Here is an 18,061-nt window from a genome sequence, read left to right as displayed (position 1 = left end):
TCTTATTTCTTTTTTTTGTTACATATAAAATAGGTTTTATCCTTTGAAAATATTATGTATTAAGTATTGATAAGTAGTATAATTTTTATTATTTACCTGATATTATATGAGAGTGAATGTTTGATTTTTTTTTATTGATTTAATGGGAGATGGTTTTAATTCAATATTTTTTAAAATTATGTGATAGCTATACTTTAATAGACTGATGATAATAGACTGATGATTTATTGATGCGCTGATAAAAAGGAAATTATATGGGTAAATATCTGAAAAATGTTATTGCTTTATTCCCGACGCTAATTATTAGCAGTTGTGACTTTATCGTCATGAACCCTCAGGGTTATGTTGCAGTTCAACAAGCAGATCTTATCCGAGTATCTGTTTTTTTGATGTTATTAATTGTCATACCAGTTTTTGTTGCTATACTGTTTTATGCTAGGAAGTATCGGGTAAGCAATAAGAAAGCAATTTATGATTCGGAATGGTGTCATTCAACTAAACTAGAAATAGTCATTTGGGGTTTTCCGCTTTTGATTGTGATTTGCTTGGCGATTATTGCTTGGGATTCTACACATCGTCTCGATCCATACGTTCCATTAAAAAAAATTAGCGAAACACAAGCAGTACCAGAAGGCATAAAACCGCTAGTTATAGAAGTTGTCGCGCTTGATTGGAAGTGGCTTTTTTTATTCCCAGAACAAAAAATTGCAGTTGTTAACGAATTAGTTGTTCCAGTGAATCGTCCTTTGCAGTTTAAAATAACTTCAACTTCTGTTATGAATTCATTTTATATTCCTTGTTTGGCTGGGCAAATTTATTCTATGGCAGGGATGGAAACTAAATTGCACGCTGTTATTAACCAGGAAGCGTCATGTAGTGGATTTTCGGCTAATTATTCGGGAAGAGGTTTTTCTCATATGCGCTTTAAATTTTATGGGAAATCACAAAGTGGATTTGATGATTGGATCACGATGATTCGTAGTCAAGGAGATAATCTTGATTATAAAAGGTATCTTTTATTAGAGAAGCCGTCGGAAAACGATCCTGTTATATATTTTTCATCTGTAAAATCTGGTTTATATAAATCTGTTCTTAATCTTTGTTTCCGTCATGATAAAATATGCATGGATCAGATTATGAAAATTGATGCTTTAGGGGGAGGCGGCATTAATGGAGTTTCTCGTTATAGTATTGATTACTATCGTCATTAGATTATTTGTTATGAATATTAATTTTAATGAAGAGTTAATTAACAAAAAATAGTTGCAGTATTGAAATTAGTCTTTGTGTTTCGATAAGCGATTTTTTGCTGTCTTAGGAGTGATAATTAATGCCGCAAGATATTGATTTCCAGAAAATTTTGTTTGGTCGTTTGACGATTGATTCATTCCCATATAATGAGCCTATAGTGTTAGGGACGTTTTGCGTGGTTTCGTTAATAGGAATGCTAACGCTTTATTTGATTACGCGTTATAAGCTTTGGAGTTATTTATGGAAAGAGTGGTTTACTAGCGTTGATCACAAGAAAATAGGGATTATGTATATAATCCTTTCTTTGATAATGCTTGTACGTGGTTTTTCAGATGCTCTTATGATGCGTCTTCAACAGTTAATGGCATCAGGAGGTGGGCCAGGATATCTTAATTCCCATCACTATGATCAAGTGTTTACAGCTCATGGTGTGATAATGATATTTTTTGTTGCTATGCCTATGATCACTGGTATTATGAATTTTATAGTTCCTTTGCAGATAGGGGCTCGTGATGTTTCTTTCCCTTTTTTAAATAATTTTTCATTTTGGATGACTGTTGCAGGCGCAGTTATAATGATGCTTTCCTTGTTTATAGGCGAATTTGCCGCTACAGGATGGGAAGCTCTTCCTCCATTATCTGGTATACATTATTCTCCCGGAGTAGGAGTTGATTATTATATTTGGGGATTACAGGTTGCAGGTATTGGTACTACTTTATCTGGCATAAATTTATTTGTTACTATTATAAAGATGCGTTGTCCAGGTATGACTATGATGAAAATGCCGATATTTGTATGGACGGCTCTTTGTACTAACACAATGATTATAGCTGCTTTCCCTATTTTAACTGCTACGCTTTTTTTGCTTACTCTCGATCGTTATATAGGATCGCATTTTTTTACTAATGATTTTGGCGGCAATCAGATGATGTACGCTAATTTATTTTGGATTTGGGGGCATCCAGAAGTATACATACTTGTGTTGCCGGCTTTTGGGATTTTTTCTGAAGTTGTAGCAACATTTTCAAGTAAGCGTCTCTTTGGTTATAAGTCTATGGTTTATGCTACTATAGTTATAACTGTTTTATCATATACTGTTTGGCTACATCATTTTTTTACTATGGGATCGGGTGCCAATGTAAATGCTTTTTTTGGCATTATGACGATGATTATTGCGATTCCTACTGGTGCAAAAATGTTTAATTGGTTGTTCACGATGCGTCTTGGTCGTATTCGTTTTGAGGTGCCTATGATTTGGACTTTGGGTTTTATGGTTACTTTTTTAATAGGCGGTATGACAGGAGTATTGCTTTCTATTCCTTCTGTAAATTTTGTATTACATAATTCATTGTTCGTAATTGCTCATTTCCATAACACCATAATTGGTGGTGTTGTCTTTGGTTTGTTTGCAGGCATAGTTTACTGGTTCCCTAAAGCTTTTGGATATATGATGGATCGTTTTTGGGGGAAGGTTTCTTTCTGGAGCTGGTTTATCGGTTTTTATTTGGCATTTATGCCACTTTATCTATTAGGGTTCAAAGCAGTTCCTCGTCGCATTAGTCAGTATGAGGATACTTCTTTGCATGCCTATTATATTGTAGCATTTGCTGGATCTATTCTTATAGCTATCGGTATAGCTTCTTTTGTATGGTCATTTATCGTTGCTTTTTTAAATAGAGATAATCTGAAAAATAATGATGGTGATCCTTGGCATGGCCGTACCTTGGAGTGGTCTATACCTTCTCCTCCTCCAGAATATAATTTTGCTTTCACGCCTATGGTGCATGAAATAGATGCTTGGAATGATATGAAAGAACGAGGATATATACCTCCCAATAAAGGCTTTTTGCCGATTCATATGCCAGATAATACTTCTACAGGTATAATTTTATCAGGCATAAGTGTTGTATTTGCATTTTCTATGATATGGTATATTTGGTGGTTAGCGATTACTTCTTTTGTATCAATTGTATCATATGTGATTTTTCATACTTTTAATTATAGTAATGGGCATGAAATTTCTGCAGAAAGCATAGCTTCTTCTGAAGAGTTATGTAGACAGTCTCGAATTTTATCAATGCGAGGGAAATTGTTAAAATGAGCACTCAAGATGTTTTAAAAAATAAAGAGTTACCTGTTTTTTATGTAAAAGATGAAAAATCTGCATATTCTGATCATCAAGATGGAACTTTGCTTGGTTTTTGGATATATCTGATGAGTGACTGTCTGATATTTGCGGTTTTTTTCGTTACTTATGCCGTTCTCGGTAATAGTTATGCTGCGGGTATAGCTCCAATTGATGTTTTCGATATTGGAAGCATATTGATTTCTACTTTTGTTTTATTGTTTTCATCTCTTACGTATAGTTTTGCAATGTTATCTTCCAAAAAACTTTGGAAGAATATAACAATCATGTGGCTTCTTACTACTTCATTTTTAGGCATTATTTTTGTTTTAATGGAGTTTCGTGAGTTTTCGCACTTGTTTCATATAGGGGCTAATCCACAACATTCTGCTTTTTTGTCTTCTTTTTTTGCATTGGTTGGTCTACATGGTATTCACGTATTATTCGGAATTTTGTGGATTTTTGTTTTAGTTGTGCAGATTTTAAAGTATGGATTAATATCTGATAATAATCGCCGTTTGATCTGCTTATCAATGTTTTGGCATTTTTTAGATTTAATCTGGATATGTGTTTTTTCTTTTGTATATCTTTTTGGAGTTGTTTGATATTATCTCTGTATATTGATAGGTAAGGATAGATAAGGTGAATAATAATCATAATACAAAAATATATTATCATGGTTCATTGAGAGATGGTGTGATTGGATTTATATTTTCTGCGTTTTTGACTGTGATTCCTTTTTATTTAGTAATATTAGATTTTTTGCAAAATCAGCAGATAAAGATTTTTATAATCGTTTTATGTGCACTTGCTCAAATATTTGTTCATTTAGTATATTTTTTACACATCAATCTGAAAAGTGAAGATGGGTGGAATTTTATTGCAATGATTTTTACATTTATTATAGTTTGCATCTGTTTTTTTGGTTCGCTTTGGATTATGTATCACCTTAATAATAATATGATGCCGATGGATCCTATGAATATCGTTCATTAATCAATTATAAGATATAATTTTATTTATTGGTACCAATCACTTTATAATTTAAAAGTGATTTTGTATTACATAGATCGAAAAGTGTATGTATTTAGTTGTTAAGTACAAATATTATTCATAATATTTGTACTTATCGTCTTGTGTTTTTAAAATATAGTGCTTGTATCATATGTTATAATTATATTTGGAGTATGTAATTTTTATAATGTAATTTATATTAATTAATATTATCTCTTTTATTAAATGATATTAAAGTGTTTGTTTTTATAGATATAAAGTATATGCTGAATATTGAGCTAGTTTGGAAAAATATTTTAATTATTGCATAGAGTTTTATTTTGGCAATAGTTTGTGTACAGTTTGAAGTGCTGTAGGGTTTTTTGATCGTTTTTATATAGGATAGTTGTCTAATATGCCTAAAGAACAGGTTTTTAAGTTTATTGGTATTGTTTCTGCATTATTGCCCGATGCCCGTTTTCGTGTAAGGTTAATTGAGGTTGCAGATGATGATGAAGGTCGTTATGATGCTAAAGATCTCCTTCCTTTCATTGATTCTGTAGTTATTGCATATGCTGCTGGTCGCGTGAGGAAAAACAGAATTCATATATTAAGCGGGGATAAAGTAAAAGTGGAGATGAATGGATATGATATGAAAAGAGCTCGTCTCACTTATAGGTTTAGACAGGTATCAAATAGCGATGTATAGCATTTATTATTATGCGTTTATATTTCCATTTTAATTTTTTTGGTTAAACCTTTTTAAGCGCATTTATTGATATGTGTTTTTGCTGTTTCTCAAATGTAATTTTAATAATATATCCGTGTTTCTAAATAAAGATTGAGGATTAGTTTATTGAATAATATTTGTCCTGAATGTGGGAGCAGTTCTGCTGTTGATTTTTACCCATTTTGCTCTTTACGATGTCGTTCAATTGACCTTTCTAGATGGCTTTCTGATGAATACAAGATAGCTGGTGAAGTGATTGATTCTGCTGATGAGGATATTTGTGAAGATAGTTGAAAAGTTTAGTTAATTGATTATTATGTTCTAAAATTATTTTTATCTTGGCATGATATGTATTTTATTGATAGAAATGAAAAACATATTATGTTAGATGTATTCTTCATGAATTTGCTTTGTATGCCCAGATAGCTCAGTTGGTAGAGCAACGGACTGAAAATCCGTGTGTCGCTGGTTCGATTCCTGCTCTGGGCACCATTAAAATTATAACTCATTGATTTTATTGTGTTTTTGATAAGTTTAGTGGCGCTTTTAAAAGGCAAGACTAGATCATCCCACAATTTATTTTAGTGTTAAATATATATTTTATTGATCTCTTCTTTATTGATTTATATGGAATATGACATTGCTTTGTATTTAGCAGCTTGTTATTGCAAGAGACTACTTATTTCTTAGTTATAGAATGTTATAAAGAAGTTTAATTATATGATAGATGGAATGCTCATTTGTCTATGATAATGTCATATTATTTATGTTTTTAAAATTATCTGTTTTTATTATCTATATATAGTGGTGGGTATCTGTTGTTAACTGTTGTTTATAAGATATTATGCGTTGTATATTTCCAATAAAGGCAATGTAAATTATCGAAGATTTATAGGCTAATATATAGTTAATAAAGTTAGGGATAGTATTAGTATATAATATCTGAAATTGTTTATTTCTAATCTTGATACTAATTATCTTTAATTTATGTGAGATATTATATGTTTTTCAAGCAATATTTTAGGAATTTATTTTGAAAAAGCATGTCACAATTTTAGCACTATTATTCCTTTGGATGACATCTCCATCTTTTGCTATTGAACCTATTAATCTTTCCTCCAGTGATAATGTATTGGATTTAACTCATGCAACGGATGTTTACTCTAATCGAGGAGAAGATTTCCAAGTATATACAGCAGCTGATATAGATGGAATTATTCGTCGTATTGAAGTGCGCTCATCTAGCATTGATCACAGAGGTGATTGGGCTGTGTTTGCATTGGCTAATACGTCTGATATTCAGCTTGAGCGTTTGATTGTTGTTCCGCATTATCGTCTTGTTGGATCAAATTTTTTTTGGCCTGATCTTGGATCTAAGCGTATTATTTCTGTTACTCCGTCAGAAGGATTTTCGTTAGATCGTTTGCCAAGCCCTGATTCTGATATATTTCGTATCACTATTAACCCAGGTGCTATAGTAACTTTTGTTATGGAATTAACTGTTCCAAATTTACTTCAGATATATCTTTGGGAGCCAAATTTTTACAAAGATACCGTCAATTCTTTTACTCTATACCATGGAATTGTACTAGGTATATCTGGGCTATTAGCTATTTTTTTAACTGTTATTTTTATGGTTAATGGAAGCTCTATGTTGATTGCTTCTGCCGCACTATCATGGATAGTTTTCGGATATATTTGCATTGACTTTGGATTTATTTCTAAGTTTATGGATATTTCTCCAGGAGATTTGCCAATTTGGAGAGCTTGTGCTGAAGTTTCTTTATCTTCTTCATTGATCGTTTTTCTATTTATGTACATTGATCTGAATAGTTGGCCTATTAATTTAAGATATATGAGGTTTGGTTTTATAATATGGCTTGTAATGTTATTTTTTATATCTTTTTATAATCCATCAATAGCTTCTGGTATTGCTCGTCTTTCATTTTGTGGAATATTTCTTCTTTTTTATCTTGGAAATAATATATACGGTCGTGTAATCACATTGATTCCAACTTGTCTATTTATCCTTATATGGTCTATCGGGGCGTGGATGGCTATAACTAGTCGGCTAGATAACGATATTATACAGCCAGCGCTAAGTGGTGGTTTAGTAGTAATCGTTCTTTTGATAGGCTTAATGATGACACAGCATGTTATGTCTGGGAGTATACTTGCCCAAGGATCTTCTTCAGATATGGTAAGCCAATCTTTATCGGTTTTGGATCCGAGAGATTTTTTATGGAGCTGGGATGCGATCCTAGATAGAGTAACAACCACACCAGATATTTCCGCAATATTTGGCTTTTCTCCTGGTTCAATGCAGGGTTCTATTCATAATTGGCTTACTTATGTTTATCCAGATGATCAAGATGGTTTTAGAGCTATATTTGATAGTTTTTTATCATGTAAGCGTGGCAAGTTGAAACATGAATTTAGAATTCGTGCAAATGATAGGCTGCTTCGATGGATAGTTATTAAAGTTTTACCTGTTTTAAACGCAAATGGAGAAATTTTACGTTGTGTTGGAGTTGCTAGTGATATCACCGAAGAAAAGAATTCAATAGAACGTTTGTTATGTGATTCTTTCAAAGATAATTTAACAGGCCTGCCTAATAGGCAGTCTTTTATTGATCGTCTCACTACAATCCTTAGTTTATCATTATATGATGATAACTTGTGTCCTAATATAATAGTTATAGATATTGATAAGTATCAGCATATCATTAATACATTTGGTATTGCGATTGGTGATAATATTATAGTTGCTTTAACTAGGCGAATTCGCATGTTATTGCAACCACAAGATACATTAGCTCGTCTTTCTGTTAATCGTTTTGGTATCATTCTTACATCTGAAAAGAATGTTAAAAAGATATCTGAATTTACGTCTACTATTAATAAATCTATAGAGGCTCCTATTCATTTATTCAATCGTGAGTTAATTATAAATGCATCTATCGGTCTTACTATATATAAAGATCCTCAATTAACTGCTACTGAAATGTTAAAAGGTGCTGAGATAGCGATGTCACGTGCTAAGCTTGCAGGGGGCAATCGTATAGAAATATTTAGATCATCTTTTGGATTGATTGATAAAAATAAGTCGCAAATAAAAGAGGCTTTATGCCATGCAATAGATAATTCTTCATTATGTATTGCTTATCAGCCTATAATTAGATTAGCAGATTCTAAAATTATTGGGTTTGAGGCTATTACGATATTAAATCAGTCTAATTTTCGCAATATTTCATATTCGGAATTAGTATCAATTGCCGAAGAATCAGATATGATAAATCAGTTAAATTTATCTATATTGGAGAGTATTTCTATAGATGTTATTAATTGGCGCGATAATATGAGAGTGATACCTTTTTTTATATCTATTAATATTTCCAGTGAATATCTTCTTAACAGTGAACTATGCGCAGATATACAGGCATTCATTTCCAAGACTATTTGTTCTCCTAATATCCTAAGATTAGAATTTTCTGAATCAATTTTAATGAATAATCCTGAAAAGATCATGCTATTATTTGGAAGGTTACAAAAAATAGGGGTGGGTTTAACTATTAATAATTTTGGAACAAAATTACCATTGTTATCATATCTTAATCAAATACCATTTGATTTTCTGAAGATAAACGGATCTATAGTAACTGGTTCTACAGAAAAACGTATTTCTATTTTGCGATCGATTATATCAATAGCAAGAAAATTAGGAGTAAATATAATTGCAAAAGATTTTTGCAATGAAATAGATAAACGGGAACTTTCAAAAATAGGATGTAATTATGCTCAGAACTATAATTACGGTTCTCCTATGTCTTCAAATGCTGTATTAAAGTTATTCAAAGAGATTAATAATCGTTAAAAATTAATTATCTATATAATCAGTATTTTTCATTTATTAGCTATATTTTATTAGGTGCTTTGATTTAGATGATTGTTTAAATTAATATAGTAAACTTTATTATTTTAATCCGTATTTTTATCAAAAGGTTCAACGCCTTGTATATCGTTGTCACAATTTAGTTTTATTTGTTCTATTCTATTTTCTGCTGAGGATAGTAAGGTGTCACAGTGCTGTTTTAAAGCTGCTCCACGTTCATAGATTGAAATAGAATCTTCTAGTGTTACATCTCCACGTTCAAGTATGGTGACGATGCCTTCAAGCTCAGATACAGCTTTTTCAAAAGATAAGTTGGAAATATCTTCTTTTCTAATTTGATCTTTCATTATTACTTTTCCATGTATTTTATTCTTAATAGTACTTTATTTATATATATAAAAACATTTTTTTTATTTCTTGTCAGTAAATACTGCTAATTAAGGATTATGATCATAAAGAAATATATTATTACAATAATTAAAAGGCATTAGTGAAATGTTTTGGTAATCTCCAAGGAATTATTGCTATTAGATCGTATCTATACGAAAATTTATTGCTATTTATTTGTTTTGCTATCCAGTTTTTGCTAGCGTTCTTAATGCGTTTTTGACTTTTATCTGAGACAGAAACAATTGCTTCTTCGACAGTCTTTCTTGCTTTTACCTCAACAAAAATAACGATATTCATGCGCATAGCTATGATATCAATCTCTCCAAAATGATTGCGATGGCGTAATGCCATAATTTTCCATCCTTTTATTATCAAGTAAATAGCGGAACAAATTTCGGCAAAAAACCCGTATCTTAATGCTCTTCGACGCTTATTTATCATTTTATGTCCTTTTTCTAGAATGATATAATATAATAAATTGATTTTTTATAAAAATATATTGTTTAGATTGTTTTTTATATAGATATTTTATAGGAAAAACATATAGTAATTATTTTATAAGCAAATAATCATGCATTATATAGGAGGTTCTAAATCATCTAAGACAGGTTATTTCACGATAAAATATTTAATATATTTATTATATAAAATATTATTTATGAGAAAGATTTCCTTTTGATTCTATATATTTTGCCAAATATAGTAAAATTAAGGATCTTTTTTGGTTGGCAATAATGTTATGATGAAACTTCAATATAATCTAAGTAATTGTTATTAATTAACATATTATTTTTAAAAGATGTATTTTATTCTAATACAATTAGATATAATGAATTAAATTTTATAAAGCATACGTAAAATCTATGTTATGCTATTTAAATATTTTTATATACGTCATATATATTTTACCATAAATATAATTGTACTATTATCTATGAAATTAGTTCTTTGCGCACCAAAGATCGCAATACATCAATTGAATATAATTTACCATATTTTTCAAAATGCCAAAAATTCCATCCATTGCAAGTTTCTGAACCGCTTATTTTAGCACCAATACGGTGAATTGATCCTGATGTTCCCTTATATGATAAAGTTCCATCAACTTGTACAATGGCAGTTACACTTCTTTTATTGTCAGTTAGCGCTTGTCCAGGTTTTATTAATTCTCTCTCTACGAGAATATTAAAAGCAACACGAGGTTCTGATTTTTTGCTTTGCATAATAGTTAATTCAACATTTTCTAAGGGTTTTACAGATGCAATACGCTTGGTTGCAATGTCAATGTAATCTTGTGAAATTTCTATGCCTATAAAGTGCCTACCGAGTTTTTTTGCAACTGCTCCAGTTGTTCCCGATCCAAAAAATGGATCCAATATTAAATCTCCAGGCTTTGTAGAGGAGGTAATAATTCGTGATAATAGAGCTTCTGGTTTTTGAGTGCTATGTAACTTATGGCCATCTTTATTGCGCAAACGCTCTGATCCAGAGCATATAGGAAATGTCCAGTCAGATCGCATTTGAACATCTTCATTCGCTGCCTTTAATGAATCATAATTAAAAGTATATCCCTTGGATTTAGGTGATGGAGATGCCCAGATTAAGGTTTCGTGGGCATTTTGGAATCGGCGTCCTCTAAAATTTGGCATTGGGTTTGATTTATGCCATATCACATCATTTAGTATCCAAAAATTTAGATTTTGTAACATTGTTCCGATACGATAAATATTATGATAAGATCCTATTACCCATAATGTTCCATTAGGTTTTAGTACGCGACGACAAGCCAATAGCCAAGAACGTGTAAAAGAATCATAAGCTTCAAATGAAGGGAATTTATCCCAATGATCATTTACGGCTTTTACCACAGAATTATCAGGTCGATGCAATTTTCCACTTAGCTGAAGATTATAAGGGGGATCTGCGAATATTATATCTACGGATTTTTCAGGCAATTTTTCTAGAGTTAATATGCTATTTCCTTTAATTATTTGATCTTTCCATAAAGATATAGAATCATCATTTTCATTAACAATAGAACAGCTGTTTTTATTCATAAGGCTCACTTCGTATCCTTGTTTAATACTTATAATGGATTAATCAACATGGTTACCGAAGTTGGTTTATAAAATATTAAATTAAATCATTTTTATCGAATTTTCTTTGAGATATATCGATAATTTTTTAAAATTTACTTATTATAATTGCTGGGATAATATATTCTGAAATGATTTATAATTTTTTATCTGCTTTTTACTAATTTATAAGTAAAATTAATTTATGCAATTATGCAGAGGCTAAGAAGTTAATACATTATGTTTATATTGACATTTGTTTGTTAAAGGAAAGATTTTATTTGATTATAATTAATATTTTTAGGAAGATATTTTTATGAAATATATTTCGACTAGAAATTCTAATCTTAGCCTTGGTTTTTGTGATACAATTCTTTCTGGATTAGCGGAAGATGGTGGATTGTATATGCCAAAATATAATCCTTATTTTTCAGAACAAGATATTAGATCATTGCGAGGTTTAAGTTATGAAGAGATAGCACTACATGTAATCAGACCTTTTATCGGCGAAGAAATTCGACTCAACGATATTAAGACAATAATCAATAAAGCATACAGTGGTTTCCGGCATTGTGCTATTACCCCACTTATTCAATTAGATCATAATAATTTTTTACTTGAGTTATTTCATGGTCCTACTTTGTCTTTTAAAGATATCGCTATGCAGTTAATTGCAGGATTAATAGATCATATTTTAGAAGAAAGGGATCAATACATCACAATAGTTGGCGCTACTTCTGGAGATACTGGTGCGGCAGCAGTAAACGCTTTATCAGATCGAAAGCGAATAAACACTTTCATTCTATTTCCGAAAGATAGGATTTCTCTTGTTCAGCAAAAGCAAATGACCACTTCTACTGCATCTAATATTCATATTATTGCTGTAGATGGTAGTTTTGATAATTGTCAAAAATTAGTAAAAGATCTTTTTGCAGATGTTTATTTTCGTAATAGTATTAATTTATCAGGAATTAATTCCATAAATTGGGCTAGAATTATGGCACAAATTGTTTATTATTTTGTTTCCGCTATTGCTATAGGTGCACCAGATCGTAAGGTATCTTTTAGTGTACCTACAGGTAATTTTGGTGATATTTTTGCAGGATATTCAGCTAAAGTTATGGGCCTTCCTATAGAAAAATTAGTTATAGCTACGAATGATAATGATACACTTGTGCGTATGTTTGATAAAGGCCTATATAAACCAGAGAAGGTGAAGCGCACTACTTCGCCTGCAATGGATATACAAGTATCGTCTAACTTTGAAAGATTATTATTTGAAATCAGTGGTAGGGATCCTATGATTGTGAAAGATTCAATGGATTCTTTGGAAAGTAAGAAATATTTTCAAATTTCTCCGGAACATTTACAGAAAATAAGTCGAGTTTTTTTTGCTAAAAGATCTTCTACAAGTGATATAAATAATGTAATTAGATATGTTTTAGAAAAATCTAATTATCTTGTTGATCCACATACAGCAATTGGGATAAACGCAGCTTTAGCATGTAGAAATACACCTGTTCCTATGATAACACTCGCTACAGCGCATCCTGCAAAATTTCCGGATGTCGTTAAGTATGCTTCGGATTTTTCTCCATATGTTCCTATATTTTTAGAAGAAACTATGAAAAAACCTGAAAAATTTGAAGTAATGCATGGTGACATAGAAGAAATCAAAAAGTTTATAACGCTCAAGAACAATGGAGATTTAAATTGACACTTAGAATTAGCAAAACTTCTTCTGGGATTACCGTAATAACCGAGGTAATGCCTCATGTTAAAAGTGCATTTGTTGGATTAAATATAAAAGCTGGATCTCGAGATGAAAGAGAAGAAGAGCATGGAATGGCTCATTTTCTTGAACATATGTTATTCAAAGGAACATCTCTGCGTACATCAAAAGATATTGTAGAAGAAATTGAAAAAGTAGGTGGTGATATTAATGCTTATACTTCTGTTGAGCGAACTGCTTACCATGTTCATGTCTTAGAGGAAAATGTTTCATTAGCTCTTGATGTTTTAGGTGATATGTTAAGTAATTCTTCCTTTAATCGATCAGATATAGAGCGTGAGATAAATGTTGTATTAGAGGAAATTGGGATGTCAGAAGATAATCCTTGGAGTTTCCTTTATGATCGTTTTTTGGAAACAGTTTGGAAAGATCAAATTGTAGGAAGAACAATTTTAGGAACTAGAGAAACTGTATCATCTTTTTCAGCAGAAAAAATAAGATCTTATATTTCTCGTAACTATACTGCTGATCGTATATATGTTGTTTGTGTTGGTGCGGTTGATCATGATTCTTGTGTTAAGAAAGTTGAAAATTGTTTTAATGTACATCCAAAGAACCAAGAAGGCAGTATAACAACTCCAGCTGTTTATTTAGGAGGGGAATATATTAAAAAACGAGATTTAACAGAGAATCACTTAGCTATAGGGTTCAAGGGATGTGCGTATCAATCTCGTGATTTTTATCCTACAAAGATAATTTCATCTATTCTTGGAGGTGGAATGTCATCAAGGCTTTTCCAGGAGATTAGAGAAAAGCAAGGATTATGCTATTCAATATCAGCATATCACAACAGTCTTTCTGATAATGGGATTTTCGGGATTGCTGCTGCTACATCAAAAGATAATCTCATAGAGCTAGTCTATTCTACTGCTGAAGTTATGCGTTCCTTGTTAAGTAACATAGAGCAAAGTGAAATAGATAAGGTATGCGCAAAAATACGCGCGCAATTGATTATGAATAGAGAAGATTCTGAATTCCGTGCTTCAGAAATTGCTAAACAAGTAATGTTTTTTGGAAATGTCCTTTGTAGCGAAGAAATAAGTAATGCAATATCTACGATTACATGTGAAGATATTGTTTCAATATCAGGAAAAATATTTAATAGTAATCCTACTATTGCGGTTGTAGGTATTTTAGATGATATACCTGTTAACGAATTGGTGCATAATCTAAAAATTATTTAACATCCTTCATCCTTCCTATGATAGATCTAGCGGATAATATTTTAATAGTTCGTAAAAAAATATTCCTTGATTTTTTTAAATCACAACTTCTATTTCTGCTATACATAAGTTAATTATTTACAATTAGCATCTAAAATGTATTGTCAATTATAGTATAAAGAAAATATATTAACTATTAATTGAGTTGAATTAAATCGTTCAATTTTCTTTTATTAGATTAAATCTCCTGATTTAGCTTCTAAAGTAGCGAAAAAATTATTTTCTGACACATAAGGAGCGATAAAAAAAGAAGATGTAATTAATATTGCTATTATTATTGTTATTTTAAACCATTTTTTTAACGAATAATTTTTTATAAATTTCCATCCTTGTTTTTGTATTGTATTATTACCAATTACAGATGATAATGCTGCGCGTCTTGCGGCAGATATATAGTCGGGGATTGTGTTACAGTCTTCCTTTACTCCATTTTGTATAGAATATACTCTATTTAATATCTGCTGTATGTTATGAGGAATATCATTATCTGTTTCTTGCGATTTTATATTTTTAATAGATTTATCATTTTTTTCTGTGCTATCATCTAGTTGATCAGATGCGGCATTTAAAACATCATGATATTCGTTATTTTTGTTTTCAACAAACGAATCTATTTCCCTTAGATTTGAATCAAAATCTGATCTTTCAATTTCGGAACTGTTTTGCAATAAAGTGGAAGCATTAGCTGCTACAGATATAGAATTGTTGTTTTTTATAGATTTGTCTAATTTATTGGAAATTTTTGCTAACATTTCATAGAGTGCTGTAAAATTCTTTATCATCTGTTCTGATTGAGTGTTTTGTAATTTCTCAAAGAATTCATGAAATTTATTAGTGAAAATATTATCCATATTTTGTGTATTATCTAGCGAATTTAGAATTGATTTTGCTGTTTTTTGAGATGTTTCTACAATATAATCTTCTAAATTTCCGATTTTATTTTTATCTGTTTGATACAAGTTATTGCTATCTATTTGATTTTTTATCATATCTTTGACGCTAGCAATCTGATTTTTTAGATTATCTAACAAAGTATCGTTTTCAGTATTTTTTTGTTTTTTCTCAAATTGTAGGCTTATATTTTTAAAATTATCTTCTAAAAGCTGAAAAGATTTCTTTACATCGAACTGATTATTATGTTTTGAGAATAGATTTATATTTTGTAAGATGGTATCTAGTTTTTTAGAAATTCCCTGATTATCTGCAATCTGAGCTATAGAACTAACTTTATTGAATATTTCGGTTAATAGATCACTATCTTTTTTAATAGATTGATCTTCTGCTAATTTTTGTATGTTTTTATCCAACATCTTAATTGATTGTAAACTTTTCTCAGCAGGTTCTTTTTGAGATAGAATATCATTCTGTATATTTAGGACTTGTTTTTCTATAGTTTTTAAACGTTCCTCAAATATGCTACTAAGATTATTGGTAGACGATTCTATAACACGTTCATTTTTTGCAATAGCCGCTTTTATATCTGAAAGCTTTACATCTATAGTGTAGACTTTTTTAGATGAAATTCTATCGTTAAGTGATTGAAGCAAGGAAAGAAGACTATTAGTATTATCCAAAATTGATAACACTTTTTCATTTGGATTTTCTCCGTTGAAAACAATATTTTTTTTATTCAAATCGTATTTTACGTCATCTATCTTTGATGAAAAGGATTTTATTTTCTGATGAAGATTTTTTAAATCCAATTCTTTAAATTGTTTTTCAGCTACTTGCCAATTATTCTCAAGATTTCTAATAGAATACTCCTTTGCAAGGGTGTCCATTTTCGATAGTATTTTATCAAGATTGGTATCTGAGCATTGCTTTTCTGATGAAGATATAATATCGCATAGTTCAGAAACTTTTTTAGATAAATTGGCTATGTTATGATGTAAGACATCTAAATCATTTTTTATATGTAGATTTTTCTGATCTGAATTTGACGGTTCTTGTGAAATTTTTTTTCCAATAATGGCGTTACTATTATCTTGATCATTATATAGATTTTTACTTAAATCCTCAATTTTTTCTTTAATATCATTTAATTCTTGGTTTTGGGTTAAAGAGTTGTTTTTTTGATGAGGAATAGTTGATTTTTGATTGTCTACTTGTGTATTATGATTGGAAATTTTTTTCAATGATGAAAATAAAACGCGCAATTTTTCCATTTGATTATGGCTTAAATCTCTACTTTCAATTTGCTGAATCAAAGTATTAATACGCTTAATATCGTCGATTCCATACGCATTCCTATCACTTGCATTATGAGAGGATGCATCGTAACCAGAATGAAGTTTTTTTTGTTGTAATACACTCATTGTATTCTATTACGCTCTTTATATTATATTAAGGTAGTAATTGAGATATAATCCTACAATTCTATTATTGTCTTCTAGACATAGTTAAGAAAAAGTTAATTTTTTAATTGTTTTTGCACATTTTTTAATATACAGATTAATAAAACTATTTCTATTCTATTATTAGCATTAAATATGAATAAAAAATCAATATTATGTATTTTTATTTATTTAATAATACAAATTAGTTATTATTTTATACTATACATATTAGTACTTATAATTAATTATATAATGAAAAGAAAATATTTGTTATTGTAATAATATCTTACTTTTTGAAATAGTTATAAATTAATTTTTATGATTGGCTACAATATTATTTTTAAAACTACATTTTTATAATCTATTTAACTCGAAGCGAAAAACTAATATTATAATAATATTTTAAGTATGAATAATCATCACCAACTTGCATATATTAAAATGTTTTGATATCAGTCGTTCATTTTGCAATCATGTCTTGGCATGTATGTTATATTGTAACCACAATCAACATAGTGAATTTCGCCTGTTACACTATTAGACATATGAGATAACAGGTAAATAGCCGAATTACCTATATCATCAAGAGGTACCGATCGTTTAAGAGGCGAATTAGCCTTGCTCCAAGAAGATATGCCTCTTCCATTTGAAATACTCGCTCCTGCTAAAGTACGAACAGGACCAGCAGAGATTGCATTAACTCGAATATTATTATGCCCATAATCTGCTGCTAAATAGATTACAGATGCTTCAAGCGCTGCTTTAGCAACGCCCATTACATTATAGGTAGGCACTACCTTTCGTGATCCTCCATAAGTAAGTGTTAACATTGATCCTCCATTAGGCATAATTTTTGCAGCTCTTTTTGCAGCCTCAGTGAAGGAAAAGCATGATATAAGCATTGTTCGACTAAAATTATCGCGGCTTGTATCCGCATAATAGCCTTTTAATTCATTTTTATCAGAAAAGCCTATGGAATGAACTAAAAAATCGATAGATCCCCATCGATCTTTGATATTATCGAATAGTAAATCTATAGAATTTAAATCTTCAACATTACAAGGGATCATAAAATCAGAGTTTATTTCTGCTGCTAGAGGCTTTAATCTCTTGCCAATTGCTTCTCCCTGATAAGAAAATGCTAGTTGAGCTCCTGCGGATGCTAATGATCTTGATATTCCCCACGCTATGGAATGGTCATTTGCAACTCCCATAATTAATCCGCGTTTACCTTTGAGAACATCAAGCATTTTT

14 protein-coding genes and 1 tRNA gene are annotated in these 18,061 nt (G+C 30.4%); 10 read left to right on the top strand and 5 right to left on the bottom strand.

Annotated features, from left to right (window positions below):
* Window positions 1–254: 254 nt before the first annotated feature.
* From cyoA to LAM_RS00485, 8 genes are all read left to right on the top strand, one after another.
* Entirely contained in the window at window positions 255–1,211 is a 957-nt protein-coding gene (gene cyoA, locus LAM_RS00520; protein ID WP_007556815.1) for a ubiquinol oxidase subunit II, read from the top strand.
* A 119-nt stretch (window positions 1,212–1,330) separates the two neighbouring features.
* Window positions 1,331–3,352 (top strand): cytochrome o ubiquinol oxidase subunit I, encoded by a 2,022-nt coding sequence (cyoB, locus tag LAM_RS00515; RefSeq protein WP_007556817.1) that lies wholly within the window; start codon window positions 1,331–1,333, stop codon window positions 3,350–3,352.
* Window positions 3,349–3,981, top strand: coding sequence for a cytochrome o ubiquinol oxidase subunit III (gene cyoC, locus LAM_RS00510; RefSeq protein WP_007556818.1), 633 nt, complete (start codon window positions 3,349–3,351; stop codon window positions 3,979–3,981). Before cyoB ends, cyoC begins: the two co-directional genes overlap by 4 nt.
* Window positions 3,982–4,018: 37 nt before the next feature.
* Complete coding sequence (gene cyoD, locus LAM_RS00505) at window positions 4,019–4,372, top strand: cytochrome o ubiquinol oxidase subunit IV (RefSeq protein ID WP_007556819.1); 354 nt, start codon at window positions 4,019–4,021, stop codon at window positions 4,370–4,372.
* 412 nt (window positions 4,373–4,784) lie between these two features.
* Window positions 4,785–5,078, top strand: a complete 294-nt coding sequence (locus LAM_RS00500; RefSeq protein WP_007556820.1) for a S1 domain-containing protein — start codon at window positions 4,785–4,787, stop codon at window positions 5,076–5,078.
* 147 nt (window positions 5,079–5,225) lie between these two features.
* Entirely contained in the window at window positions 5,226–5,393 is a 168-nt protein-coding gene (gene yacG, locus LAM_RS00495) for a DNA gyrase inhibitor YacG (RefSeq protein WP_007556821.1), read from the top strand.
* Between the two features lie 122 nt (window positions 5,394–5,515).
* Window positions 5,516–5,591, top strand: a tRNA-Phe gene (locus LAM_RS00490).
* 583 nt (window positions 5,592–6,174) lie between these two features.
* Window positions 6,175–8,973 (top strand): EAL domain-containing protein, encoded by a 2,799-nt coding sequence (locus LAM_RS00485; RefSeq protein ID WP_023466142.1) that lies wholly within the window; start codon window positions 6,175–6,177, stop codon window positions 8,971–8,973.
* A 104-nt stretch (window positions 8,974–9,077) separates the two neighbouring features.
* Here LAM_RS00485 and LAM_RS00480 read toward each other — a convergent pair whose 3' ends face one another.
* From LAM_RS00480 to LAM_RS00470, 3 genes are all read right to left on the bottom strand, one after another.
* Complete coding sequence (locus LAM_RS00480) at window positions 9,078–9,338, bottom strand: exodeoxyribonuclease VII small subunit (RefSeq protein WP_007556823.1); 261 nt, start codon at window positions 9,336–9,338, stop codon at window positions 9,078–9,080.
* Between the two features lie 130 nt (window positions 9,339–9,468).
* Entirely contained in the window at window positions 9,469–9,822 is a 354-nt protein-coding gene (locus LAM_RS00475; RefSeq protein WP_007556824.1) for a YraN family protein, read from the bottom strand.
* A 491-nt stretch (window positions 9,823–10,313) separates the two neighbouring features.
* Window positions 10,314–11,438 (bottom strand): site-specific DNA-methyltransferase, encoded by a 1,125-nt coding sequence (locus LAM_RS00470; RefSeq protein ID WP_007556825.1) that lies wholly within the window; start codon window positions 11,436–11,438, stop codon window positions 10,314–10,316.
* 334 nt (window positions 11,439–11,772) lie between these two features.
* On the opposite strand from LAM_RS00470, the gene thrC reads away from it, so the two are divergent.
* Together thrC and LAM_RS00460 are read left to right on the top strand one after the other, a co-directional pair.
* Window positions 11,773–13,173: a threonine synthase gene (thrC, locus tag LAM_RS00465; protein WP_007556826.1), complete on the top strand. Its 1,401-nt coding sequence runs from the start codon at window positions 11,773–11,775 to the stop codon at window positions 13,171–13,173.
* Window positions 13,170–14,432: a M16 family metallopeptidase gene (locus LAM_RS00460; protein WP_007556827.1), complete on the top strand. Its 1,263-nt coding sequence runs from the start codon at window positions 13,170–13,172 to the stop codon at window positions 14,430–14,432. Before thrC ends, LAM_RS00460 begins: the two co-directional genes overlap by 4 nt.
* 212 nt (window positions 14,433–14,644) lie before the next feature.
* Here the strand turns inward: LAM_RS00460 and LAM_RS00455 are convergent, their stop codons facing one another.
* Complete coding sequence (locus LAM_RS00455; RefSeq protein WP_007556828.1) at window positions 14,645–16,786, bottom strand: hypothetical protein; 2,142 nt, start codon at window positions 16,784–16,786, stop codon at window positions 14,645–14,647.
* Window positions 16,787–17,259: 473 nt separating this feature from the next.
* Window positions 17,260–18,057 (bottom strand): enoyl-ACP reductase FabI, encoded by a 798-nt coding sequence (gene fabI, locus LAM_RS00450; RefSeq protein WP_007556829.1) that lies wholly within the window; start codon window positions 18,055–18,057, stop codon window positions 17,260–17,262.
* Between the last annotated feature and the right edge of the window lie 4 nt (window positions 18,058–18,061).

The organism is Candidatus Liberibacter americanus str. Sao Paulo, assembly GCF_000496595.1.
In the GTDB taxonomy this organism is placed as follows: Bacteria; Pseudomonadota; Alphaproteobacteria; order Rhizobiales; family Rhizobiaceae; genus Liberibacter; species Liberibacter americanus.
This window is presented reverse-complemented; position numbering and strand designations above follow the sequence as displayed.